The following is a 22,727-nucleotide window of genomic DNA, read 5'->3' on the forward strand; positions in this document are numbered from 1 at the left end:
CTCTGGGGGAGTTCCCCGCGCCCCTGTTGATGGATGTCTTCCACCCCGGCACCCCGCCAGGGACGACTTCCGCGCGGCGCCGCAGCGCTTATCCGATGTCGGGGGGGTCCATACGGAGTTGGAGGGGGGCCGTGTTCCCGCTGCGGGCCGCGCGCGCGACCTGCGCGGCCTTGAGCGCGGCGGCGAGCGCGGCGCCGGTGCCCGGGGGCACCCGGAAGAGCAGGCGCTCCCAGGGCTCGGTGCCGGCGGGGCGCCGTACGGGCACGGGCCCGAGCAGATCGGTGCCCGGGGGGAGGCGGACGAGATCGGCGAACTCGGCCACCGCCGCAGGCGGCCCGGCGACCGCCGCCATCCGGGCCACCGGCGGAAAGCGCAGCTCGGCACGTTCGGAGAGCTCGCGCACGGCATGCCCGGCCGGGTCCCACCGGACCAGCGCCTGCACCGGCCGCAGCGTCGGCTCGGCCAGCACCACGACGGTGCCGCCCTCCCCCGCCGGCCGGACCAGGGCCGCGGCCAGCGCCCATCGCCGCAGCGCCTCCTCGGCCGCGCGCAGGTCCGGGCGGCCCAGCAGCGCCCAGCCGTCCAGCAGGAGCGCCGCCGCGTAACCCTCGTCCGCGACCGGCTCGGCCCCGGGCGTGGCGATCACCAGCGCGGGAGCGCCGCCGACCGTGGCCAGCACGGTGTCCCGCCCCGACGTCCGCACCGGCACCCGGGGGAAGGCCCGCCCCAGCTCCTCCGCCGTCCGCCGCGCCCCCACCACCCGCGCCCGCAGCCGGAACCCCCCGCACTCCTGGCAGTGCCAGTCCGCCGCCGGCCGCCCGCACCACCCGCACGCGGGGGTGCCGCCCTCCTCGCGCACCTCCAGCGGCCCGGCGCAGGCCGCGCAGCGGGCCGGCGCCCGGCAGGTGTCGCAGCCCAGCCGGGGTACGTAGCCGCGCCGGGGCACCTGGACCAGCACCGGGCCGCGGGCCAGCGCGTCGCGGGTGACCTGCCACGCCAGCGACGGCAGCCGGGCCGCGCGGGCCGCCTCGTCGCGCGCCTGGTCCAGGTCGCCGACCGTACGGACCAGTGGTGCGGCCGCCCGCACCTGCTCGCGGGCGGCGGCCAGCGGCAGCGCCCAGCCGCTGTCGACGAGCTGCGCGCCCTCGACGGTGGTGGTGACCCCGCCGAGCAGGAACGCGGTGCGCTCCTCGCGGGCCCGCAGCAGCAGCACGTCACGGGCGTGCGGCTGCGGGGCGTGCGGCTCGGCGTGGCTGGAGTCGCCGTCGTCCCACAGGGCGACCAGGCCGAGGTCGGCCACGGGTGCGAACATCGCCGCGCGGGTGCCGACCACCGCTTTGACGGTGCCGCGGCTGACCGCGAGCCAGCGCCGGTAGCGCTCCTCGGGACCGGCGTCCGCGGTGAGCAGGACATGGCAGCCGGCGCCGAGCAGTTCGGTGAGGGCCGCGTCGACGCGCGCGGCGCTGCGCCCGTCGGGCAGCACGGCGAGCGCGCCGCGCCCGGAGGCGAGGGTGGTGGCCAGCGCGGTGGCCAGCTCCTGCGGCCAGTGCGGCCCGGGCAGCGCCAGCCACACCGCGCGGGGGGTGTCGCCGCGCGCGAGTGCCTGCAGGTAGGCGGGGCCGGTGGCGTACCGGGACCAGGTGGCGGGCGGCGGCACCGCCGGATCGGGGCGGGGGTCGGGCGAGGGGTCGCGCTCGGCCCGGGCCATCCGGGGCGGCACGGCGAGCTGCACCACGTCGGCGAGCGCGCCCGCGTACCGGTCGGCGACCTGGCGGCACAGCCGCAGCAGCGGCGCGGTGAGCACGGGCTCGGTGGACAGCACCTGGGCCAGCGGGGCGAGCGGGCCCGCGTAGTCGCTGTCGGTACGGCGCTCGACCACGAAGCCGTCGTGCAGGGTGCCGCCCTCGCGGCGGCCCTTGACCACCCGCGCGCCGAACCGGACCCGGACCCGCACCCCGGGCTGGGCGTCGGCGTCCATGGCGGCGGGCACCGCGTAGTCGAAGAACTGGTCGAGGTGGACCAGGCCCTTGTCGACCAGCACCCGGGCCACCGGCAGGCCCTCGGCGAGCGCGGCCCCGCGCCAGGTGCGCGGCTTGGCCCGCGGCTGCTGGGACTTGCGGACCGTCTCCCGGATCAGCGCGAGCTGCTCCCCGCCCCCGGTGCTGCGCCCCGCCTCGGAGGGCTCGCCGCCCCCGGCCGCCTCCTCGGAGGCCCCCCGCTCGGGTCCGTTGTCGCCGCTCACCCTGTGATTCTTACCAGACGTCTACGACAGCACCGCGCCCCTGGACGGGTGCGGCTCCTCCGCGAAGGAGGAGCGCGCACCCCCAGGGGCGCGAGGACACGACAAGCCACCGGCTACCGCAAGGTCCGGGAACCCTGCTCCAGAGGCTGGGCGGGCGGACCCGTTACAGGCCCACCGCGGCGCGGAGCGCGTCGACCCGGTCGGTCTTCTCCCAGGTGAAGTCGTCCAGCTCACGGCCGAAGTGGCCGTACGCGGCGGTCTGGGCGTAGATCGGCCGCAGCAGGTTCAGGTCGCGGATGATCGCGGCCGGGCGGAGGTCGAAGACCTCACCGATGGCCTGCTCGATCTTCTCGACGTCGACGTTGGCGGTGCCGAAGGTCTCGACGAACAGGCCGACCGGCTCGGCCTTGCCGATCGCGTACGCGACCTGGACCTCGCAGCGCGACGCCAGCCGCGCGGCCACCACGTTCTTGGCGACCCAGCGCATCGCGTACGCGGCCGAGCGGTCCACCTTGGACGGGTCCTTGCCCGAGAAGGCGCCGCCGCCGTGCCGGGCCATGCCGCCGTACGTGTCGATGATGATCTTCCGGCCGGTCAGACCCGCGTCGCCCATCGGGCCGCCGATCTCGAAACGCCCGGTCGGGTTGACCAGCAGCCGGTAGCCGTCGGTGTCGAGCTTGATGCCCTCGTCGAGCAGGGCCTTCAGCTCCACCTCCACGACGAACTCGCGGATGTCGGGGGTGAGCAGCGACTCCAGGTCGATGTCGGAGGCGTGCTGGGAGGAGACCACGACGGTGTCCAGCCGGACCGCCTTGTCGCCGTCGTACTCGATGGTGACCTGGGTCTTGCCGTCGGGCCGCAGGTAGGGGATGGTGCCGTTCTTGCGGACCTCGGTGAGCCGCTTGGACAGCCGGTGCGCCAGCGTGATCGGCAGCGGCATCAGCTCGGGCGTCTCGTCGGAGGCGTACCCGAACATCAGGCCCTGGTCGCCCGCGCCCTGCTTGTTCAGCTCGTCCTCGTCGGTCTCGCCACCCTCGACCCGCTTCTCGTAGGCGGTGTCGACGCCCTGCGCGATGTCCGGCGACTGCGCGCCGATCGACACCGAGACGCCGCACGACGCGCCGTCGAAGCCCTTCTTCGAGGAGTCGTAACCGATCTCGAGGATCTTCCCCCGCACCAGCGAGGCGATGTCCGCGTACGCGGTCGTGGTGACCTCACCGGCGACGTGCACCTGGCCGGTGGTGATCAGCGTCTCGACCGCCACCCGCGAGGACGGGTCGGCGGTCAGCAGGGCATCGAGGATGGTGTCGCTGATCTGGTCAGCGATCTTGTCGGGGTGACCTTCGGTCACGGACTCCGAAGTGAACAGACGGCGGGACACATCGCTCCCTGGGGTTGCAGCGGCTGCTGGCTCAAGCTGGTGGAGTGCACAGGGCTGCGCCCGGCGCTCCGCAGTCAGCTTAGCGTGAGCGTCCCGGGGACGGGCCAGGCATCTCGTTCTTTGGATATGCCACAACCTGCGACTCGATGTCCACTCACCGGCCACTCGCCGCCCGTTCGTCAGCCGATCGTGTCGCTTCCGGTGACCGCCGACGACCGCTCCCGGCAGGGTGCCGCGGCCCGTGAGCTGCGCGGTCCGCCCGGCCTGCGCGCAGCTGTGCACGTGCAGCCGGTCCCGGCCGGTGGAACGGACGGGCGCCGGCTCATTTCACCGACTGTTCACGAATCGACCGTTCGCGGTCGGCGGACGGCTCAGTGCTGAGCGCTCTGGGCCAGCCGGGCGGCGACCAGGTCCCACACCTGATCGGCCAGCGCCTCCTTCGGACCGTGCGGCACCGGCGTGGCGCTGCCGTCGGAGCCGAGGATCACCGCTTCGTTGTCGTCGGTGCCGAACGCCTTGCCGCCGCCGACTTCGTTGACGACCAGCAGGTCGCATCCCTTTCGGGTGAGCTTCGCCCGGCCGTTGACCAGCACGTCGTCGGTCTCGGCGGCGAAGCCGGCCACGATCTGCCCGGGGGCGCGGTGCGCCGACAGCTCGGCGAGGACGTCGGGGTTGCGGACCAGCTCCACCGGCGCGGGCCCGGCACCGTCGTCGCTCTTCTTGATCTTGCTGGTGGCGTACGCGGCCGGGCGGAAGTCGGCGACGGCCGCGGCCATCACCACCGCGTCGGCGTCGGCGGCGGCCTTCAGCACGGCCTCGCGCAGCTGCTCGGCGGTGCCCACGGCCACCACGTCGGCGCCCGCGGGGTCGGCCAGCGCGTCGGTGTTGGCGGCCACCAGGGTGACCCGGGCGCCGCGGGCGACGGCGGTGCGCGCCAGGGCGTACCCCTGCTTGCCGGAGGAGCGGTTGCCGAGGTAGCGGACGGGGTCGAGCGGTTCGCGGGTGCCGCCGGCGCTGACCACGACGTGGCGGCCGGCGAGGTCCGGCGCGGTCACCCCGCGGGCGAGGACGCGGCGGCAGACCTGGTGGATCTCGTCGGGGTCGGGCAACCGGCCCTTGCCGGTGTCGGCCCCGGTGAGCCGGCCGACGGCCGGCTCGATGACCACCGCGCCGCGGCGGCGCAGCGTGGCGACGTTCTCCCGGGTGGCGGGGTGCTCCCACATCTCGGTGTGCATGGCGGGCGCGAAGACCACCGGGCAGCGGGCGGTGAGCAGGGTGTTGGTGAGCAGGTCGTCGGCGAGGCCGTGCGCGGCCTTGGCGAGCAGGTCGGCGGTGGCGGGGGCGACCACGACGAGGTCGGCGTGCTGCCCGATCCGCACGTGCGGGACGCCGTGGACGCCGTCCCAGACCCGGGTGGAGACGGGCTTGCCGGACAGCGCGGCCCAGGTCGCCTCGCCGACGAAGTGCAGTGCCGCGTCGGTGGGCACCACCTGGACGTCGTGCCCGGACTCGGTGAAGCGGCGCAGCAGTTCGCACGCCTTGTACGCGGCGATGCCGCCGCCGACACCCAGTACGACCTGTGGCCTGCTCATGCCCGCTCCGCTCCGTTCCGCCGCGCCGTCACGTTGCCGTGCTCACTCGCTCGCACACCCCATGACACACCACGGGCCCGGCGGTCGCGCCGCCGGGCCCGGGATGTGTGCTGGTGCTCACCTCACTGGGTGGGCGGCGCCTCGACGGCCTCGGAGGTCAGCAGGCCGGCGTTGATCTCGCGCAGCGCGATGGACAGCGGCTTCTCGTGGACGTGGGTGTCCACGAGCGGGCCGACGTACTCCAGCAGGCCCTCGCCGAGCTGGGAGTAGTACGCGTTGATCTGGCGGGCGCGCTTGGCCGCGTAGATCACCAGGCTGTACTTGGAGTCGGTGGCCTCGAGCAGCTCGTCGATCGGCGGGTTGATGATGCCCTCGGGCGTGGTGATGGAAGAGGACACGCTCTACCTACCCCTACTTGTGGAAGGACTTCTGGGCGACGCCCCCGGACCGGGGGCTCGCTGCCGGGTGACCGCGCGGTGCTCGCGAGGTCACCCGATTTTCATCAAGGCTAGCAGCTCACGCGCTACATCCTCGACCGAGGTGTTGACAAGCGTCTCGTCGAACTCGGACTCGGCGGCCAGTTCAACCCTCGCGGCCGCCAGCCGCCGTTCGATCACCTCGGGCGACTCGGTGCCCCGGCCGGTGAGCCGGCGGACCAGTTCGTCCCAGCTCGGCGGGGCGAGGAAGACCAGGTGCGCCTCGGGCATCGAGGTACGCACCAGCCGCGCGCCCTGCAGGTCGATCTCCAGCAGCACCGGCGCACCGGCGGCGAGCCGGTCGAGTACGGCGCGACGCGGAGTGCCGTACCGGTTGCCGGCGAACTCCGCCCACTCCAGCAGTTCGCCGTTGGCGACGAGCTTGTCGAACTCGTCGTCGTCGACGAAGTGGTACTGCACCCCGTCGCGTTCACCGGGGCGAGGTCTGCGGGTGGTGGCGGACACCGAGAGCCATACCTCGGGGTGGGACGCGCGCAGATGGGCGACGACCGTGCTCTTCCCGACCCCGGAGGGGCCGGAGAGCACGGTCAGTCGCGGATGTCTGACCGGGGCGGCCGGGGAAGCCCCCTGCGAGGCGAGGGGCTTGGCCGCCCCCGGTGAGGCTGGAGAACTCATGCAGCGATTATCCCCGGTTCCCGAGAGCGGCGGGACCCGGAGTCATGGCCACGTCCGACGGACAGCGCCGTCCCGCCTGCACGGCGGGCGGCATCCGTCGGGCAGGGCCTAGGCGGGGGCGCCGCCGAACTCGCGTTCAAGGGAAGCGATCTGGTTGGAACCCAGGCCACGCACCCGGCGACTCTCGGAGATGCCGAGCCGCTCCATGATCTGCTTGGCGCGGACCTTCCCGACGCCAGGAAGGGACTCAAGGAGGGCGGAGACCTTCATCTTGCCGATGACATCGTTCTCCTGGCCCTGCTTGATGACCTCGTGCAGGCTGGCGCCGGAGTGCTTGAGCCGGTTCTTGACCTCGGCGCGCTCCCGGCGAGCCGCGGCGGCCTTTTCGAGCGCGGCAGCGCGCTGTTCAGGGGTAAGGGGCGGAAGAGCCACGCCTACGTCACCTCGGATGTAGAGCAATCGGATAGGGAGTACGAGCCGACCGGGGGTACCGGTCGACCTGCGGCGCACCTGGGCGGCGCGCTCCTGTCGGAGACTAGCGGTCCCGGCGGCCCAAGTCAGCGAGAACAGATGAAAAGTCCTGGTCAGACTCGATCCAGCGGGATATACGGGACAAACCGGAACAGGTTTCGGCGTCAATGGGCCAGGTTGTTGAAAGCGGCCCTTTTTTTGACCGTTTCCCGACCCTATTACCCGCCGGTAATACCGCTCGATTCACCCGTGCCGGTCACGGCCTCCCGCACCTGATCCACATAAGCTCGTACCGATTTCAACAAAGCAACCGGGTCGGGACCGTGCCGCAGCACATCCCGGCTCACGCTCGGCAGCACATTCGGCAGCGCGGCCCCGAAGAGCGCGGGCAGGTCGGCCGGGGTCGCGCCCTGGGCGCCGACACCGGGGGCCAGCAGCGGGCCGTTCACCGCGAGGTCCGCGCCCGCCTCGGTGAGCGTCGCCCCGACCACCGCGCCGACCGAACCCAGCGGCCGCACACCGGAGTTCTCCGCCGCGATGGCGTCCAGCATCACCTGCGCCACCGACCGGCCGTCGGCCGCGGTCGCCCGCTGCACCTGCCCGCCCTCCGGGTTTGAGGTCAGCGCGAGGACGAACACGCCCGCGCCCGACGCCGCGGCGGCGTCCAGTGCCGGGCGCAGCGACTCGAAGCCCAGGTACGGGCTGACCGTGAGCGCGTCGCTGAACAGCGGTGAGCCCTGGTCGAGATAGGTGGCCGCGTACGCCGCCATGGTGGAGCCGATGTCGCCGCGCTTGGCGTCCATCAGCACCAGCGCGCCCGCCTCCCGGGCCCGGGCCACCGCCTTCTCCAGCACCGCGACTCCGCGCGAGCCGAACCTCTCGAAGAACGCGGACTGCGGCTTGAACACCGCGGTGTGCTCGCCCAGCGCGTCCACCACGGTCAGCGCGAAGCGCTCCAGGCCGCCGGGGTCGTCGCTCAGGCCCCAGTCGGTCAGCAGCCGCGCGTGCGGGTCGATGCCGACGCACAGCGGGCCCCGGGTGTCCATCGCCCTGCGCAGCCGGGCGCCGAAGGGCTCGGGCTGCCCTGGCCCCGATCCGGGGGCGCCCGCCTGCGGGTTCGTGCTGCCGGTCATGCGGTCACCTTCCGGGACTGCGCGCCGACCGCGTCGGCGAGAGTGGCGTACGGGCTCGCGGCCAGCCGGGCGGCCAGCCCCTTGTGCATGCCGCGCATCCAGAACGGACCGCGGTAGATGAAAGCGGTGTACCCCTGGACCAGGGTGGCGCCGGCGAGGATGCGCTGCCAGGCGTCCTCGGCGTCCTCCACGCCGCCGACGCCGACCAGGGTGACCCGGTCGCCCACGCGGCCGTACAGCCGGCTCAGCACCTCCAGCGAGCGGGCCTTGAGCGGCGCGCCCGACAGGCCGCCGGTCTCCGCGGTCAGCGCCGGGTCCGAACGCAACCCGTCCCGGCCGATCGTGGTGTTGGTGGCGATGATGCCGTCCAGGCCCAGTTCCACCGCCAGGTCGGCGACGGCGTCCACGTCCTCGTCGGCGAGGTCGGGGGCGATCTTCACCAGCAGCGGCACCCGGCGGGTGGTGACCGTGCGGTCGGCGGCCTCGCGCACCGCCGTCAGCAGCGGGCGCAGCACCGCGGTGGCCTGGAGGTCGCGCAGGCCCGGGGTGTTCGGCGAGGACACGTTCACCACGAGGTAGTCGGCGTGCGCGGCCAGCCGCTCGGTCGACGTCACGTAGTCCGCGATCGCGTCCTGCTCGGCGACGGCCTTGGTCTTGCCGATGTTGACGCCGACGGTGGTCCGGAAGACCTGCCTGCGCGCGGCGAGCCGGGCGGCCACCGCCGCCGACCCGTCGTTGTTGAAGCCCATCCGGTTGATCAGCGCGCGGTCGGCGACCAGCCGGAACAACCGCTTCTTCGGGTTGCCCGGCTGGGCCTGGCCGGTGACGGTGCCGATCTCCACATGGCCGAAGCCGAGCATCGCCATCCCGTCGATGGCGACCGCGTTCTTGTCGAAGCCGGCGGCCAGCCCGAACGGGCCGTGCATCCGCAGGCCGAGCGCCTCCGTGCGCAGGCTCTCGTACCGCGGCGCCAGCGCCGCCGCGAGGAACGTCCGCAGCACCGGCGCCCGTACGGCCAGCCTGATCCACCGGAAGGCCAGGTGGTGCGCCTTCTCGGCGTCCATCCTGCGGAACACCAGCTCGAAGAACAGCTTGTACATCGTCTCGCCTGTCATCTCGGGGTAGGGCATCGTGCCCCGAAGGTGGGCGCCCCGAAGGGGCGCGGGGAACTGCGCGACCAGCCGTCCACCGGCCGTCGGTCCGGGGACATCGCCGCGGGGGCTGGGCCTGCGGGCACGGCGCGCCACGACGACGGTCGCGCGCGCCGTTGCCCGCACCCCCGGAGGCGCCCTTATTCCGCCCGGGCCAGCGCCAGCGACGCCGCGTGGTCCTGGAGGGACCGCACCCCGATGTCGCCACGCGTCAACGCGTCGATGCCCTGGACCGCCGCGGCCAGCGCCTGCACCGTGGTCAGGCACGGGACGCCCCGCGCGACGGCGGCCGTACGGATGTCGTAGCCGTCGAGCCGGCCGCCGGTGCCGAACGGGGTGTTGACGATGAGGTCGACCTCGCCCTCGTGGATGAGGGTGACGACGGTGGGCTCGCCGTCGGGCCCGGTCCCCTCGCTCTGCTTGCGGACCACCCGCGCCTCGATGCCGTTGCGGCGCAGCACTTCCGCGGTGCCGGAGGTGGCCAGCAGCTCGAAGCCGTGCTCGATCAGCGCCCGCGCCGGGAAGATCAGCGCCCGCTTGTCGCGGTTGGCGACCGAGATGAACGCCCGGCCCTTGGTGGGCAGCGCGCCGTACGCGCCGGCCTGCGACTTGGCGTAGGCGGTGCCGAAGACCGCGTCGATGCCCATCACCTCGCCGGTGGAGCGCATCTCCGGGCCGAGGATGGTGTCCACCCCGCGGCCCTGGACGTCGCGGAAGCGGCTCCAGGGCAGCACGGCCTCCTTGACGGAGATCGGCGCGTCCAGCGGCAGGGTGCCGCCGTCGCCGGTGGCGGGCAGCAGCCCCTCGGCGCGCAGTTCGGCCACGGTCGCGCCGAGCGAGATTCGCGCGGCGGCCTTGGCGAGCGGCACGGCGGTCGCCTTGGAGGTGAAGGGCACGGTGCGCGAGGCGCGGGGATTGGCCTCCAGCACGTAGAGGATGTCCCCGGCCAGCGCGAACTGGATGTTGATCAGGCCCCGCACCCCGACGCCCGCGGCGATCGCCTCGGTGGAGGCGCGCAGCCGCTTGATGTCGTGGCCGCCGAGGGTGATCGGCGGCAGCGCGCACGCGGAGTCGCCGGAGTGGATGCCGGCCTCCTCGATGTGCTCCATGACGCCGCCGAGGTACAGCTCGTGGCCGTCGTAGAGGGCGTCGACGTCGATCTCGATGGCGTCGTCGAGGAACCGGTCGACCAGCACCGGGCGGGTCGGGCTGATCTCGGTGGACTCGGCGATGTACGCCGCCAGCCGCGTCTCGTCGTAGACGATCTCCATGCCGCGCCCGCCGAGCACGTAGGAGGGGCGGACCAGGACCGGGTAACCGATCTCGTCGGCGATGGCCTTGGCGCCGGGGAAGGAGGTGGCGGTGCCGTGCTTGGGCGCGGGCAGGCCCGCCTCGGCGAGCACCCGGCCGAACGCGCCGCGGTCCTCGGCGAGGTGGATCGCCTCGGGCGAGGTGCCGACGACCGGCACGCCGTTGTCCTTCAGGGCCTGTGCCAGGCCGAGCGGGGTCTGCCCGCCGAGCTGGACGATCACACCCGCGACCGGTCCCGCGAGGGTCTCGGCGTGCACGATCTCCAGCACGTCCTCCAAGGTGAGCGGCTCGAAGTAGAGCCGGTCGGAGGTGTCGTAGTCGGTGGAGACGGTCTCCGGGTTGCAGTTGACCATCACGGTCTCGTACCCGGCGTCGTGCAGCGCGAAGGAGGCGTGCACGCAGGAGTAGTCGAACTCGATGCCCTGGCCGATCCGGTTGGGCCCGGAGCCGAGGATGATCACCGCGGGCTTCTCGCGCGGCGCGACCTCGGACTCCTCGTCGTAGGAGGAGTAGAAGTACGGCGTGCGGGCGGCGAACTCGGCGGCGCAGGTGTCGACGGTCTTGTAGACCGGGCGGATGCCGAGGGTGTGCCGGACCTCGCGTACGACGTCCTCGCGCAGGCCGCGGATGCTGGCGATCTGGGCGTCGGAGAAGCCGTGCCGCTTGGCGTCGGCGAGCAGGTCCGGGTCGAGCCGGTCGGCGGCGGCCAGCTCGTCGGCGTGCTCCTTGATCAGGAAGAGCTGGTCGACGAACCACGGGTCGATCTTCGTGGCGTCGAAGACCTCCTGGGCGGTGGCGCCGGCCCGGATCGCGGCCATCACGGTGTTGATCCGGCCGTCGGTGGGCACGCCGGCCGTCTCCAGCAGGGCGTCCTTCGCGGCCGGGTCGACCGGGCTCGCGAAGTCGAACTGCGAGCCCTTCTTCTCCAGCGAGCGCAGCGCCTTGTTCAGCGCCTCGGTGAAGTTGCGGCCGATCGCCATCGCCTCGCCCACCGACTTCATGGTGGTGGTGAGCGCGGCGTCGGCGGCCGGGAACTTCTCGAAGGCGAACCGCGGCACCTTCACCACCACGTAGTCCAGGGTGGGTTCGAAGGACGCCGGGGTCTGCTCGGTGATGTCGTTGGGGATCTCGTCGAGCGTGTAGCCGACGGCGAGCCGGGCGGCGATCTTCGCGATCGGGAAGCCGGTGGCCTTGGAGGCGAGCGCGGACGAGCGGGAGACCCGGGGGTTCATCTCGATCACGATGACCCGGCCGTCCTCGGGGTTCACCGCGAACTGGATGTTGCAGCCGCCGGTGTCGACGCCGACCTCGCGGATCACCGCGATGCCGATGTCGCGCAGGATCTGGTACTCACGGTCGGTGAGCGTCATCGCGGGCGCGACGGTGATGGAGTCGCCGGTGTGCACGCCCATCGGGTCGAAGTTCTCGATGGAGCAGACGACCACCACGTTGTCGTGCTTGTCGCGCATCAGCTCCAGTTCGTACTCCTTCCAGCCGAGGATGGACTCCTCCAGGAGCACCTCGGTGGTCGGCGAGAGCGTCAGGCCCTGGCCGGCGATCCGGCGCAGTTCCGTCTCGTCGTGGGCGAAGCCGGAGCCGGCGCCGCCCATGGTGAAGGAGGGCCGGACCACGACCGGGTAGCCGCCGAGGGTGTCGACGCCGGCCAGCACGTCGTCCATGGTGTGGCAGATCACCGAGCGGGCGGACTCGCCGTGCCCGATCTTCTCCCGGACCGCCTCGACCACGCCCTTGAACAGTTCGCGGTCCTCGCCCTTGTGGATGGCCTCGACGTTGGCGCCGATCAGCTCCACGTCGTGCTTGGCCAGCGCGCCGCTCTCGTGCAGCGCGATCGCGGTGTTCAGCGCGGTCTGGCCGCCGAGGGTGGGCAGCAACGCGTCGGGGCGCTCCTTGGCGATGATCTTCTCGACGTACTCGGGGGTGATCGGCTCGACGTAGGTGGCGTCGGCGATCTCCGGGTCGGTCATGATCGTGGCGGGGTTGGAGTTGACCAGGATCACCCGAAGGCCCTCGGCCTTGAGCACCCGGCACGCCTGCGTGCCTGAGTAGTCGAACTCCGCGGCCTGGCCGATGACGATCGGGCCGGAGCCGATGACCAGGACGGACTGGATATCGGTGCGCTTAGGCACGCTGGCCCTCCATCAGAACTGTGTTCATCAAAGACGTGAAGCGGTCGAACAGGTACGCGGCGTCGTGCGGGCCCGCGGCCGCCTCCGGGTGGTACTGGACGCTGAAGGCCGGCTTGTCGAGCAGCCGCAGCCCCTCCACCACGTTGTCGTTGAGACAGACGTGGCTGACCTCGGCGCGCCCGTAGGGGGTGTCGCTGATCCGGTCGAGCGGGGCGTCGACGGCGAAGCCGTGGTTGTGCGCGGTGACCTCGACCTTGCCGGTGGAACGGTCCTGCACCGGCTGGTTGATGCCGCGGTGGCCGTACTTGAGCTTGTAGGTGCCGAAGCCCAGCGCGCGGCCGAGGAGCTGGTTGCCGAAGCAGATCCCGAACAGCGGGGTGCCGCGCTCCAGGACCGCCTGGATGACGGTGAGGTCGGCGGTGGCGGGGTCGCCGGGGCCGTTGGACAGGAACACCCCGTCGGGCGCGGTCGCGTAGACCTCCTCGACGGTGGCGCTTGCGGGCAGCACGTGCACCTCGATGCCGCGCTCGGCCATGCGGTGCGGGGTCATGCCCTTGATGCCGAGGTCGAGGGCGGCGACGGTGAAGCGCTTGGTGCCGATCGCGGGCACGGTGTACGCCTCGGTGGTGGCGACCTCGGCGGACAGGTCGGCGCCGGCCATCTCGGGGGCCTGCCGGACCCGGGCCAGCAGGGTGCCGTCGTCGGACAGTGCGTCGCCGGAGAAGATGCCGACCCGCATGGCGCCGCGCTCGCGCAGATGGCGGGTGAGCGCGCGGGTGTCGATGCCGCTGATGCCGACCACGCCCTGCGCGGTCAGCTCCTCGTCGAGGGTGCGGCGGGAGCGCCAGTTGGACGGGACGCGGGCGGGGTCGCGCACCACGTATCCGGCCACCCAGATCCGGCGGGACTCGGAGTCCTCGTCGTTGACGCCGGTGTTGCCGACGTGCGGGGCGGTCATGACGACGACCTGGCGGTGGTACGAGGGGTCGGTCAGGGTCTCCTGGTAGCCGGTCATACCGGTGGAGAACACGGCCTCGCCGAAGGTCTCCCCCACGGACCCGTAGGCGCGGCCGCGGAAGATGCGGCCGTCCTCCAGGACGAGTACGGCGGGCGCGGTTGCCGCCCGGGTGGAGGTCGTCATCGTGCGCCTTCCTTTTCGGTCTTCTCGGTGCTGAATGCCACGGCGCGGTCGCCGCTCAGCTCGGTGATGGCCTCGGCCCACGCCGGGTGCTGCGCGGCGTGCTCGGAGCGGAAGCCGGAGTCGATGAGGGTGCCGCCGTGCTCCCAGGTGACGACGAGCAGGCCGCCCTCGGGCAGCACCTTGCCGGCGATGGCCTGGTCGAGCCGGGCGCCGCGCAGGGCGGCGGTCGGCACCAGGAAGCCGGGTGCGCCGGTGCGCTCGACCAGCAGGCCGCGCGCGGTCAGGGTGAGCCGGGCCCTGCTGCGTACGCCGAGGCCGTGCGCGACGATCCGGTCCAGCCACTGCCCGGCGGTGGTGGAGCCGTGGTAGCGGCCGTCCATCACCAGCAGCGGCTCGCCCAGCTCGGCCGGGTCCTCGGGGGCGGCCGGCAGCTCGGGCAGGCCGCCCTGGAGGGTGCGGCGCCACTGCCAGCCCTGCCGCATCAGCCAGTAGACCAGGCCGATCACCAGGACGAGCCCGATGATCCAGCCGAGCCGGTCCGACCAGTGGGTGACCTTCGCGGAGTGCTTGCCGCCCTCGGCGGCGGTGGCCGCCAGCGCTGTCAGAGTCGTCACGTGAGCTTCCCGTCCATGACCGTGGCGTGGCCCCGTAGGAAGGTCGCGATGACCCGGCCGGGCAGCTCGCGGCCCTCGTAGGGGGTGTTGCGGCTGCGGGAGGCGAAGCCCGCGGGGTTGACGGTCCCACGGTATGCCGGGTCGAGCAGGACCAGGTTCGCGGGCTCGCCGACGGCGATCGGCCGACCGTGCCCCACCAACCGCCCGATCGCGGCAGGCCGGGTCGACATCCGGTCCGCGACCCCGGCCCAGTCCAGCAGCCCGGTGTCGACCATGGTGTGCTGCACCACCGACAGCGCGGTCTCCAGCCCCACCATCCCCATCGCGGCCGCGGACCACTCGCAGTCCTTGTCCTCGTGCGGATGCGGGGCGTGGTCGGTGGCGACGCAGTCGATGGTGCCGTCGGCCAGCGCCTCCCGCAGCGCCACCACATCCGCCTCGGTCCGCAACGGCGGGTTCACCTTGTAGACCGGGTCGTAGGTACGCGCCAGCTCGTCGGTGAGCAGCAGGTGGTGCGGGGTGACCTCGGCGGTGACGTCCCAGCCCTTGGACTTCGCCCACCGCACGATCTCCACCGACCCGGCCGTCGACAGGTGGCAGATGTGCACCCGCGAGCCGACGTGCGCGGCCAGCAGCACGTCCCGGGCGATGATCGACTCCTCCGCGACCGCCGGCCACCCGGTCAGGCCCAACTCACCCGAGACGATGCCCTCGTTCATCTGCGCGCCCTCGGTCAGCCGCGGCTCCTGCGCGTGCTGCGCCACGACCCCGTCGAACGCCTTCACGTACTCCAGCGCGCGGCGCATGATCACCGCGTCGTCCACGCACTTCCCGTCGTCGGAGAAGACCCGCACACCGGCCGCGGAGTCGGCCATCGCCCCCAGTTCGGCGAGCTTCCTGCCCTCCAACCCGACGGTGACCGCGCCCACCGGCTGCACATCGCAGTACCCGGACTCCTTGCCGAGCCGCCACACCTGCTCCACCACACCGGCGGTGTCGGCGACCGGGAAGGTGTTCGCCATCGCGTGCACCGCCGTGTACCCGCCGACAGCCGCCGCGCGAGTGCCGGTGAGCACCGTCTCGGAGTCCTCACGGCCCGGCTCCCGCAGGTGCGTGTGCAGGTCGACCAGGCCGGGCAGCAGGATACGGCCCTCGCCCTCCACGAAGTCGGCGCCCTCCGCGGTGAGGTCGGTGCCGACCGCGACGACGGTCCCCGCGTCGATCAGGACGTCCCGGGCCTCGCCGCCGAGCAGCCGAGCACCGCGGATCAGGATCTTGCTCATGGTTACTTGCTCTCCTCGGTACGGGCGGCTTCGGTGGGGCGGGGGGCGTCGGTGGGCCGGGCCGGCTCGGCGGTCTCGGCGGTCTCGGTACGGGCCGGGGCGATCGCCGGCTCGGAGCCGCCGAGCAGCAGGTAGAGCACGGCCATCCGCGTGCTGACGCCGTTGGCGACCTGCTCGACGGCGGTGCAGCGGGGCGAGTCGGCGACCTCGGCGGTGATCTCCATGCCGCGGTTCATCGGGCCGGGGTGCATGACGATGGCGTGCTCCGGCAGGGCCGCCATCCGCAGCCCGTCCAGGCCGTAGCGGCGGGCGTACTCGCGCTCGGTGGGGAAGAACGCGGCGTTCATCCGCTCGCGCTGCACCCGCAGCATCATCACCGCGTCGGACTTGGCGAGCACCGCGTCCAGGTCGTAGGAGACCCGGCAGGGCCATGTCTCGACGCCGATCGGCAGCAGCGTCGGCGGGGCGACGAGGGTGACCTCGGCGCCCAGGGTGGTGAGCAGCAGCACGTTGGAGCGGGCCACCCGGCTGTGCAGCACGTCACCGACGATGGTGATCCGGCGCCCGTCGAGGTCGCGGCCGACGCCTGACAGGTGGCGGCGCATGGTCAGCGCGTCGAGCAGCGCCTGGGTGGGGTGCTCGTGGGTGCCGTCGCCCGCGTTGACCACCGAGGAGTTGATCCAGCCGGAGGTGGCCAGCCGGTGCGGGGCGCCGGAGGAGTGGTGGCGGATGACGACCGCGTCGGCGCCCATCGCCTCCAGCGTGAGCGCGGTGTCCTTCAGGGACTCGCCCTTGGAGACCGAGGAGCCCTTGGCGGAGAAGTTGATGACGTCGGCGGACAGCCGCTTGGCGGCCGCCTCGAAGGAGATACGGGTGCGGGTCGAGTCCTCGAAGAAGAGGTTCACGACGGTGCGGCCGCGCAGGGTGGGCAGCTTCTTGATCGGCCGGTCGGCGACGCGGGCCATCTCCTCGGCGGTGTCGAGTACGAGGATGGCGTCGTCGCGGGTGAGGTCGGCGGCCGAGATCAGGTGGCGCTTCATGCGGACAGACTCCGGGGGCTGGGCGGCGGGACCGGGCGGGTGCGGTGGGAGTTCGCACCCGGGCGGCCGGCCGGGCGTGCGGGCTCGGGCGGTGCGGGCGGTGACGGGGGCGCGTGGTGCGTCGCAGGGCGCGCCGGGCGCGGGCCGGCCAGGCGTTTCGGCCCGGCCGGGGCGCAAGGGCGCCAGGGGCCCCGTGCGGGGGCCTGGTGCGGGGTGGGTGCGCTAACCGTCCGCGGAGTGGCCCGCGCGCGGGCCGGGGTCCTTCTGGCCGAGCAGCACGCTGTCGCGGCCGTCCTCCTCCGCGAGCAGCACCTTGACGGTCTCGCGCAGCGAGGTGGGGAGGTTCTTGCCGACGTAGTCCGCGCGGATCGGCAGCTCGCGGTGGCCGCGGTCGACCAGGACGGCGAGCTGGACCGCGCGGGGGCGGCCGATGTCGCCGAGCGCGTCGAGCGCGGCGCGGATGGTGCGGCCGGAGAAGAGCACGTCGTCGACGAGGACGACGAGGCGTCCGTCGACGCCGTCGCCGGGGATGTCGGTGCGGGCGAGCGCGCGCGGCGGGTGCAGCCGCAGGTCGTCGCGGTACATGGTGATGTCCAGCGAGCCGACGGCGGTGGCCCGGCCGGTGATCTCGGCGAGCTTGTCCGCGAGCCGGCGGGCGAGGAAGACCCCGCGGGTGGGGATGCCGAGGAGCACCACGTCGTCGGCGCCCTTGGCGCGTTCGACGATCTCGTGGGCGATGCGGGTGAGCACCCGGGCGATGTCCGGGCCTTCGAGCACGGGGCGGGCGGCGCCGGGGCCCTGGGCCCGGGCGTGCGCGCCGAGCGTGGTGCTCGCGCTGGTACTGCGGTCGTCGACCATGGGTCGGGGACCTCCTTCCCCGCCTCACGGGACGGGTCTTAAAGGACGTCTGGGGGTACGCCGTCCACCGTATCAGGCGACCGGGACGGCCCAGGTCAGGCACCGGTCGGCGGCTTTCCGCTTGACGAGCCCGGATTACGCTGCGTAACCTCACAGTGAGTCACCGAGTTTCCGTCCGGGGAGCCATATGTCCAGCGATTACGCCAAGCAGCTCGGAGCCAAACTCCGGGCCATCCGCACGCAGCAGGGGCTGTCCCTGCACGGCGTCGAGGAGAAGTCCCAGGGCCGCTGGAAGGCAGTGGTCGTGGGGTCCTACGAGCGCGGCGACCGTGCCGTGACCGTCCAGCGCCTCGCCGAGCTCGCCGATTTCTACGGCGTCCCGGTGCAGGAGCTGCTGCCGGGCACCACGCCCGGTGGCGCCGCCGAGCCGCCGCCGAAGCTGGTGCTCGACCTGGAGCGGCTGTCCCAGGTCCCGCCGGAGAAGGCCGGCCCGCTGCAGCGCTACGCGGCCACCATCCAGAGCCAGCGCGGCGACTACAACGGGAAGGTGCTGTCCATCCGCCAGGATGACCTGCGCACTCTCGCGGTCATCTACGACCAGTCGCCCTCGGTGCTGACCGAGCAGCTGATCTCGTGGGGCGTCCTCGACGCGGACGCCCGCCGCGCGGTGCAGCACGACGAGGGCTGACCGCTCTCGCGGCAGCTCTGCTGCAGAAACGTCCCCTCGCCCGGGGCGGCGCCCTGTCATGGGCCGCCGCCCCGGGCGAGTCGTATGTCCGGGCGACGCCACGTAGCCCGAACGCCCATCGGCGCACACCATTTCCCCACACCGCCTCCATCCCGCTGTTACATTTCAACAGGCCCTGAGTCATGGGCCGTTGTTTGCGCCCAGTTGGTAAAGCGAAGTCCTTGTGGGGGGAACTCTTGACCAGACGCAGCCATGCCCTTTTCCGGCGCAGCGGGAGGCTGGTGGCGGCGCTCGCGCTCGGCGGCTCCCTGCTCGCCACCGCCGTCCCGGCCGCGCAGGCGGCCGCGGAGCCGGGTGAGCCGAACGACGTCGCGGTGAAACTGCCGACCGCCTCGTACTCGCGGATGCTGGTGGACCAGGCACGCGGGCGCGTGTACGTGACCACCGGCAGCGGGGTGAACGCGGCCACCGCCGAGTTGCTCGTGTACGACTTCGACGGAAACCTGTTGAAGACCGTCAACATCGGCAGCTCGATGTTCGTCGCGAGCGCCATGATGCTCTCCGCCGACGGCAGCATCCTCTATCTCACCGCCGCCAGCGACGTGCTGATCTTCAACGCCGACACCCTCGCCCTCACGGGCAACGGCTGGGTGCGACACGACTTCTTCCAGGGCGAGTGCGCCGGTGACATCGGCACCGCCGGGGGCAAGTTGTGGTTCACCCGCATGACCAGCCAGGCCTATCCGAAGGACTGCACCACCGAGCCCCAGGCGCTCAACTCCGGCCGCTTCGACGGCGGCGGGGGTTTCGTCCGGGGGGTGTTCAGCTACGTCGACGCGAAGTTCGCCACCTCGCCGGGCGTTCCGGACCGGCTCGTCGAGACCTTCACGAGCAACGGCACGCCGAAGCTGTACGTCGGACTCTACGACGCGACCACCACCGGTCCACAGCAACTGGCCCTGCGGTCGTACGCCGCGGCCACCGACCCCTCGGCGCTGCCGCGGGACGTCGCGATCAGCCCGGACGGCGCGGTCACCGCGGTCGCCGCCGGCACCGCCGGGACCAAGGTGCTGTCCACCGCCGACCTCTCCGACGCCTCGCCCGGCTACGGTTCGCTGCCCGCGGGCACCAGTTCCACCGCGGTCGCGTTCAGCCCCGACGGCTCGCTCGTCGCCCGCGGCGGCGCCGTCGACGGCGCCGCGGCCGACCTGCTGGTCCAAGGTGCCGACCCCGCCGAGGGCGACACACCCCGGCAGTACGCCTTCACCGACGGCGCGGACGGCGGCGACCGGATCGCCGACCGCGGTCTCGCCTTCAGCGCGGACGGCTCACGGCTCTTCGCGATGACCACCGACGCCGCCGGGGACGCGTTCTGGCTGCACGTCATCACCAACCCGGACGCACGCTGGCACTCCGCCTTCGACGGCCCGCTGACCGTCCAGCCCGACCACCCCTACGCGGGCGGGTCCGTCCGGATCGCCGGGAAGCTGCGGCTGAACGGGCCGGCGCCGTCCGACCCGGTGCGGGTGACCGCGGTGCGCCACGACGCCGACGGCGACCACACCGTGCCGTCCGCGACGGCCGGCGCGGACGGCACCTTCACCCTGGCCGACACTCCGTCGACCACAGGAACGGCCGTCTACACCGTCTCCTTCGCCGGCGACGCGGCACACGATCCCGCCCCGGACGCGACCGTGACCGTGGAGGTCGCCAAGGCGCCCACACAACTGGCGCTCGACCCGCCCGGCACCGCGACTCCCGACGGTGTGGACCTGCACGGCACCCTGAGCAGCAGCGGGGCGACGCTGCCCGCCGGCACGGTCGTCAACGTGCAGCGGCTGACGAGCGGGGGCGCCACCGACCTGCCGGACACGGCCGTCGCCGCCGACGGCGGCTTCACCGTCCACGACGTGCCGCCCGCCGGCGCGGGGAACGTGCTGTACACGGTCGTCTACGCCGGCGACGCCCTGCACGACGGCTCCGCGGACTGGGTCACGCTCAAGATCACGAGCTGACACGGAAGGGCGCCCAGCGGACCGGCCGGAGGTGCGAGCCGGGTGGTGCGGGCCGTATCGGTCCGCACCACCCGGCAGGTGCGGCTCCCCGCGGGGCTACCGCGCCGAGCCTGCGCCGGTCGCCCCGGCCGGGGCCGGGGCGTAGCCGACCGGGCGGGTGGTGAAGGTGCCGCGGCCCTGGGTGCGGCTGCGCAGCCGGGTGGCGTAGCCGAAGAGCTCGACCAGGGGCACCGTGGCGGTGACCACGGTGGTGCCCGCGCGGGCGGTGGAACCGGTGACGCGGCCGCGCCGGGCCGCGAGGTCGCCGAGCACGCCGCCGACGGCGTCGTCCGGAACCGTGGCCGTGACCTCGACCACCGGTTCCAGCAGCACCATCGCGGACGCCCGCAGCGCCTCGCGCAGCGCGAACCGGCCCGCCGTGCGGAACGCCATCTCCGAGGAGTCCTTGGAGTGGGTCGCCCCGTCGGTGAGCGTGACCCGCACGCCCGTCACCGGGTGCCCGCCGATCGGGCCCTCGGCGAGCGCGTCACGGCAGCCGTCCTCGACCGCGCGCACGTACTCCCGCGGCACCCGCCCGCCGACCACCGTCGAGTCGAACGCGAACACCTCCGCCGTACGCTCCGCACCCGCGCCTCCTTCCGCGCATCCTTCCGTGGACTGCGCGCCGGGCCGCAACGGCTCGACGTCGATGACGACGTGGGCGAACTGCCCGGCGCCGCCGTCCTGTTTGACGTGCCGATAGACCAGGCCGGTCACGCCGCGGGCGACCGTCTCGCGGTAGGCGACCTGCGGCCTGCCGACGGCGATCTCCAGCCCCTGGGCGCGGCGGATCTTCTCCACCGCCACCTCCAGGTGCAGCTCCCCCATCCCCGACAGCACGGTCTGCCCGGTCTCCGGGTCGGTCCGCACCGCCAGCGACGGGTCCTCCTCCACCAGCCGGGCCAGCGCGGTGACCAGCCGGTCGGTGTCGGTGTTGCGGCGCGCCTCGACGGCGACGGAGACCACCGGCTCGGCCGCGGAGGGCGGTTCGAGCACCAGCGGGTCCGAGGCCGCGCACAAGGTCGCCCCGGCGCGCGCGGACTTCACCCCGACCACGGCCACGATGTCGCCGGCCACCGCCTGGTCCAGCTCGGTGTGCCGGTCGGCCCGCATCCGCAGGATGCGCCCGACCCGCTCGGTGCGCCCCGCGCCCGCGTCCAGCACCGTGTCCCCCTTCCGCAACGTGCCCGAGTACACCCGTACGAAGGTCAGCCGACCGGTCGCGGTCGAGTTCACCTTGAACACCAGCCCGGCGAACGGCGCTTGCGGGTCGGCCGCGCGTTCCCGGGTCCGGTCCTGGCCGGCCGCGAGCCCGCGCCCGGTGGCGGTGCCGCGCACCGGCGGCACGTCCAGCGGCGACGGCAGGTACGCCACGGCCGCGTCGAGCAGCGGCTCCACCCCGCGGTTGCGGTAGGCGGAACCGCACAGCACCACGACGGCCTCACCGCTGCGGGTGAGGTCGCGCAGCGCCGCGACGAGCGTCGCGTCGCGCACCGCGGAGTGCGCGCAGAACTCCTCCAGCGCGGCCGGGTGCAGTTCGGCGACCGTCTCCTCCAGCAGCCGGCGCCGCCGCCGGGCCTCGTCCAGCAGGCCGCCGGGCACCTCGCCGTCGGCCATGTCGCCGCCCTCGCTCCAGGTCAGCGCGCGCATCGCGACCAGGTCCAGCACGCCGGTGAAGCCGTCCTCGCGCCCGATCGGGAGCTGGACCACCAGCGGCACCGTGTGCAGACGCCGCCGGATCGACTCCACCGCCGAGTCGAGGTCGGCGCCGGCCCGGTCGAGCTTGTTGACGAACGCGATCCGGGGCACGCCGTGCCGGTCGGCCTGCCGCCACACCGACTCGCTCTGCGGCTCCACGCCGGCGACCGCGTCGAACACCGCGATCGCGCCATCCAGCACCCGCAGCGAGCGCTCGACCTCGTCGGCGAAGTCGACGTGCCCGGGGGTGTCGATCAGGTTGATCCGGTGGCCGGCCCAGTCGCAACTGGCCGCGGCGGCGAAGATGGTGATGCCGCGGTCGCGCTCCTGCGGGTCGAAGTCGGTGACGGTCGTGCCGTCGTGTACCTCGCCGCGCTTGTGGGTGGCGCCGGTGAGGTAGAGGAACCGCTCGGTGACGGTGGTCTTGCCCGCGTCGACGTGGGCGAGGATGCCCAGGTTGCGTACGGTGGCGAGCGGGTCGGCGGTGCGTGGGACGGGGTTGCTGCGCATGGCCGTCGGGCCTTTCGGGACTGATCCTGGTCAGGGCAGCGCGATATCGCGGCCGAAGCAGCCGACATGGCCGAGCCGCACCACAACAGCCAGAGGGCCGTTGAGGGTTGGGGCTCGGATGGTGCGAACGTCAGGCTGTCGTCGCGGACTTCCGGTGCCGGGCGCGCAGCGGGCACCGGGCGGACGTGGACACGAGGAGCACCTGGTGCCCGGTCGGGGGAACAACTGCAGCGGTGCGGTGGCGCACGGCGGGCTCCCCTCTCATGTCCTGCGACGGATACGTCAACGGCCGCGCCCGGCA

17 protein-coding genes are annotated in these 22,727 nt (G+C 73.1%); 2 read left to right on the forward strand and 15 right to left on the reverse strand.

Annotated elements, in window-relative coordinates; all coding sequences use genetic code 11:
• Positions 1–88: 88 nt before the first annotated feature.
• The 14 genes from OG370_RS06330 to pyrR all read right to left on the reverse strand — a co-directional run bounded on the left by OG370_RS06330 (position 89) and on the right by pyrR (position 17,476).
• Entirely contained in the window at positions 89–2,242 is a 2,154-nt protein-coding gene (locus OG370_RS06330; protein ID WP_443060623.1) for a primosomal protein N', read from the reverse strand.
• Between the two features lie 163 nt (positions 2,243–2,405).
• Entirely contained in the window at positions 2,406–3,623 is a 1,218-nt protein-coding gene (gene metK / locus OG370_RS06335; protein WP_328461469.1) for a methionine adenosyltransferase, read from the reverse strand.
• Positions 3,624–3,994: 371 nt separating this feature from the next.
• Positions 3,995–5,215: a bifunctional phosphopantothenoylcysteine decarboxylase/phosphopantothenate--cysteine ligase CoaBC gene (coaBC, locus tag OG370_RS06340; protein ID WP_328461471.1), complete on the reverse strand. Its 1,221-nt coding sequence runs from the start codon at positions 5,213–5,215 to the stop codon at positions 3,995–3,997.
• A 122-nt stretch (positions 5,216–5,337) separates the two neighbouring features.
• A complete protein-coding gene (gene rpoZ / locus OG370_RS06345) occupies positions 5,338–5,613 on the reverse strand; it encodes a DNA-directed RNA polymerase subunit omega (protein WP_103887663.1) in 276 nt (91 codons plus the stop codon).
• Between the two features lie 90 nt (positions 5,614–5,703).
• Positions 5,704–6,327, reverse strand: coding sequence for a guanylate kinase (gene gmk / locus OG370_RS06350; protein ID WP_328461473.1), 624 nt, complete (start codon positions 6,325–6,327; stop codon positions 5,704–5,706).
• A gap of 108 nt (positions 6,328–6,435) precedes the next feature.
• The gene (locus OG370_RS06355) at positions 6,436–6,759 is read right to left on the reverse strand and encodes an integration host factor, actinobacterial type (protein ID WP_202232479.1); all 324 of its coding nucleotides are present in this window, start codon (positions 6,757–6,759) and stop codon (positions 6,436–6,438) included.
• A gap of 257 nt (positions 6,760–7,016) precedes the next feature.
• Complete coding sequence (gene pyrF, locus OG370_RS06360; RefSeq protein ID WP_328461478.1) at positions 7,017–7,931, reverse strand: orotidine-5'-phosphate decarboxylase; 915 nt, start codon at positions 7,929–7,931, stop codon at positions 7,017–7,019.
• Entirely contained in the window at positions 7,928–9,031 is a 1,104-nt protein-coding gene (locus OG370_RS06365; protein WP_328473853.1) for a quinone-dependent dihydroorotate dehydrogenase, read from the reverse strand. The genes pyrF and OG370_RS06365 overlap by 4 nt, the downstream gene beginning before the upstream one ends.
• A gap of 191 nt (positions 9,032–9,222) precedes the next feature.
• The gene (gene carB / locus OG370_RS06370) at positions 9,223–12,540 is read right to left on the reverse strand and encodes a carbamoyl-phosphate synthase large subunit (RefSeq protein ID WP_328461482.1); all 3,318 of its coding nucleotides are present in this window, start codon (positions 12,538–12,540) and stop codon (positions 9,223–9,225) included.
• A complete protein-coding gene (gene carA / locus OG370_RS06375; protein WP_328461484.1) occupies positions 12,533–13,681 on the reverse strand; it encodes a glutamine-hydrolyzing carbamoyl-phosphate synthase small subunit in 1,149 nt (382 codons plus the stop codon). The genes carB and carA overlap by 8 nt, the downstream gene beginning before the upstream one ends.
• Positions 13,678–14,295: a PH-like domain-containing protein gene (locus OG370_RS06380; protein WP_328461486.1), complete on the reverse strand. Its 618-nt coding sequence runs from the start codon at positions 14,293–14,295 to the stop codon at positions 13,678–13,680. The genes carA and OG370_RS06380 overlap by 4 nt, the downstream gene beginning before the upstream one ends.
• Complete coding sequence (locus OG370_RS06385; RefSeq protein WP_328461488.1) at positions 14,292–15,578, reverse strand: dihydroorotase; 1,287 nt, start codon at positions 15,576–15,578, stop codon at positions 14,292–14,294. Before OG370_RS06385 ends, OG370_RS06380 begins: the two co-directional genes overlap by 4 nt.
• Before the next feature lie 2 nt (positions 15,579–15,580).
• On the reverse strand, positions 15,581–16,618 hold the full coding sequence (locus tag OG370_RS06390) for an aspartate carbamoyltransferase catalytic subunit (protein ID WP_328461490.1): 1,038 nt from the start codon (positions 16,616–16,618) through the stop codon (positions 15,581–15,583).
• A 222-nt stretch (positions 16,619–16,840) separates the two neighbouring features.
• Positions 16,841–17,476 carry a bifunctional pyr operon transcriptional regulator/uracil phosphoribosyltransferase PyrR gene (gene pyrR, locus OG370_RS06395; RefSeq protein WP_328461492.1) on the reverse strand — a complete coding sequence of 212 codons (636 nt, stop codon included), beginning with the start codon at positions 17,474–17,476 and terminating at the stop codon, positions 16,841–16,843.
• Between the two features lie 187 nt (positions 17,477–17,663).
• Here pyrR and bldD point away from each other — a divergent pair, with 187 nt between their 5' ends.
• Together bldD and OG370_RS06405 are read left to right on the forward strand one after the other, a co-directional pair.
• Positions 17,664–18,164, forward strand: coding sequence for a transcriptional regulator BldD (gene bldD, locus OG370_RS06400; protein WP_222964393.1), 501 nt, complete (start codon positions 17,664–17,666; stop codon positions 18,162–18,164).
• Positions 18,165–18,400: 236 nt separating this feature from the next.
• On the forward strand, positions 18,401–20,179 hold the full coding sequence (locus tag OG370_RS06405) for an Ig-like domain repeat protein (RefSeq protein ID WP_328461497.1): 1,779 nt from the start codon (positions 18,401–18,403) through the stop codon (positions 20,177–20,179).
• 96 nt (positions 20,180–20,275) lie between these two features.
• Here OG370_RS06405 and fusA read toward each other — a convergent pair whose 3' ends face one another.
• The gene (gene fusA, locus OG370_RS06410; RefSeq protein WP_328461498.1) at positions 20,276–22,426 is read right to left on the reverse strand and encodes an elongation factor G; all 2,151 of its coding nucleotides are present in this window, start codon (positions 22,424–22,426) and stop codon (positions 20,276–20,278) included.
• Between the last annotated feature and the right edge of the window lie 301 nt (positions 22,427–22,727).

Origin of the sequence: Streptomyces sp. NBC_00448 (genome assembly GCF_036014115.1) — a bacterium.
GTDB lineage: Bacteria > Actinomycetota > Actinomycetes > Streptomycetales > Streptomycetaceae > Actinacidiphila.

What these genes read in the sequence shown, in the direction of transcription:
- coaBC (WP_328461471.1), bottom strand. Translation starts at nt 5,215, where the DNA reads ATGAGCAGGCCACAGGTCGTACTGGGTGTCGGCGGCGGCATCGCCGCG.
- gmk (WP_328461473.1), bottom strand. Translation starts at nt 6,327, where the DNA reads ATGAGTTCTCCAGCCTCACCGGGGGCGGCCAAGCCCCTCGCCTCGCAG.
- pyrF (WP_328461478.1), bottom strand. Translation starts at nt 7,931, where the DNA reads ATGACCGGCAGCACGAACCCGCAGGCGGGCGCCCCCGGATCGGGGCCA.
- OG370_RS06365 (WP_328473853.1), bottom strand. Translation starts at nt 9,031, where the DNA reads ATGTACAAGCTGTTCTTCGAGCTGGTGTTCCGCAGGATGGACGCCGAG.
- carA (WP_328461484.1), bottom strand. Translation starts at nt 13,681, where the DNA reads ATGACGACCTCCACCCGGGCGGCAACCGCGCCCGCCGTACTCGTCCTG.
- OG370_RS06385 (WP_328461488.1), bottom strand. Translation starts at nt 15,578, where the DNA reads ATGAGCAAGATCCTGATCCGCGGTGCTCGGCTGCTCGGCGGCGAGGCC.
- OG370_RS06390 (WP_328461490.1), bottom strand. Translation starts at nt 16,618, where the DNA reads ATGAAGCGCCACCTGATCTCGGCCGCCGACCTCACCCGCGACGACGCC.
- pyrR (WP_328461492.1), bottom strand. Translation starts at nt 17,476, where the DNA reads ATGGTCGACGACCGCAGTACCAGCGCGAGCACCACGCTCGGCGCGCAC.
- bldD (WP_222964393.1), top strand. Translation starts at nt 17,664, where the DNA reads ATGTCCAGCGATTACGCCAAGCAGCTCGGAGCCAAACTCCGGGCCATC.
- fusA (WP_328461498.1), bottom strand. Translation starts at nt 22,426, where the DNA reads ATGCGCAGCAACCCCGTCCCACGCACCGCCGACCCGCTCGCCACCGTA.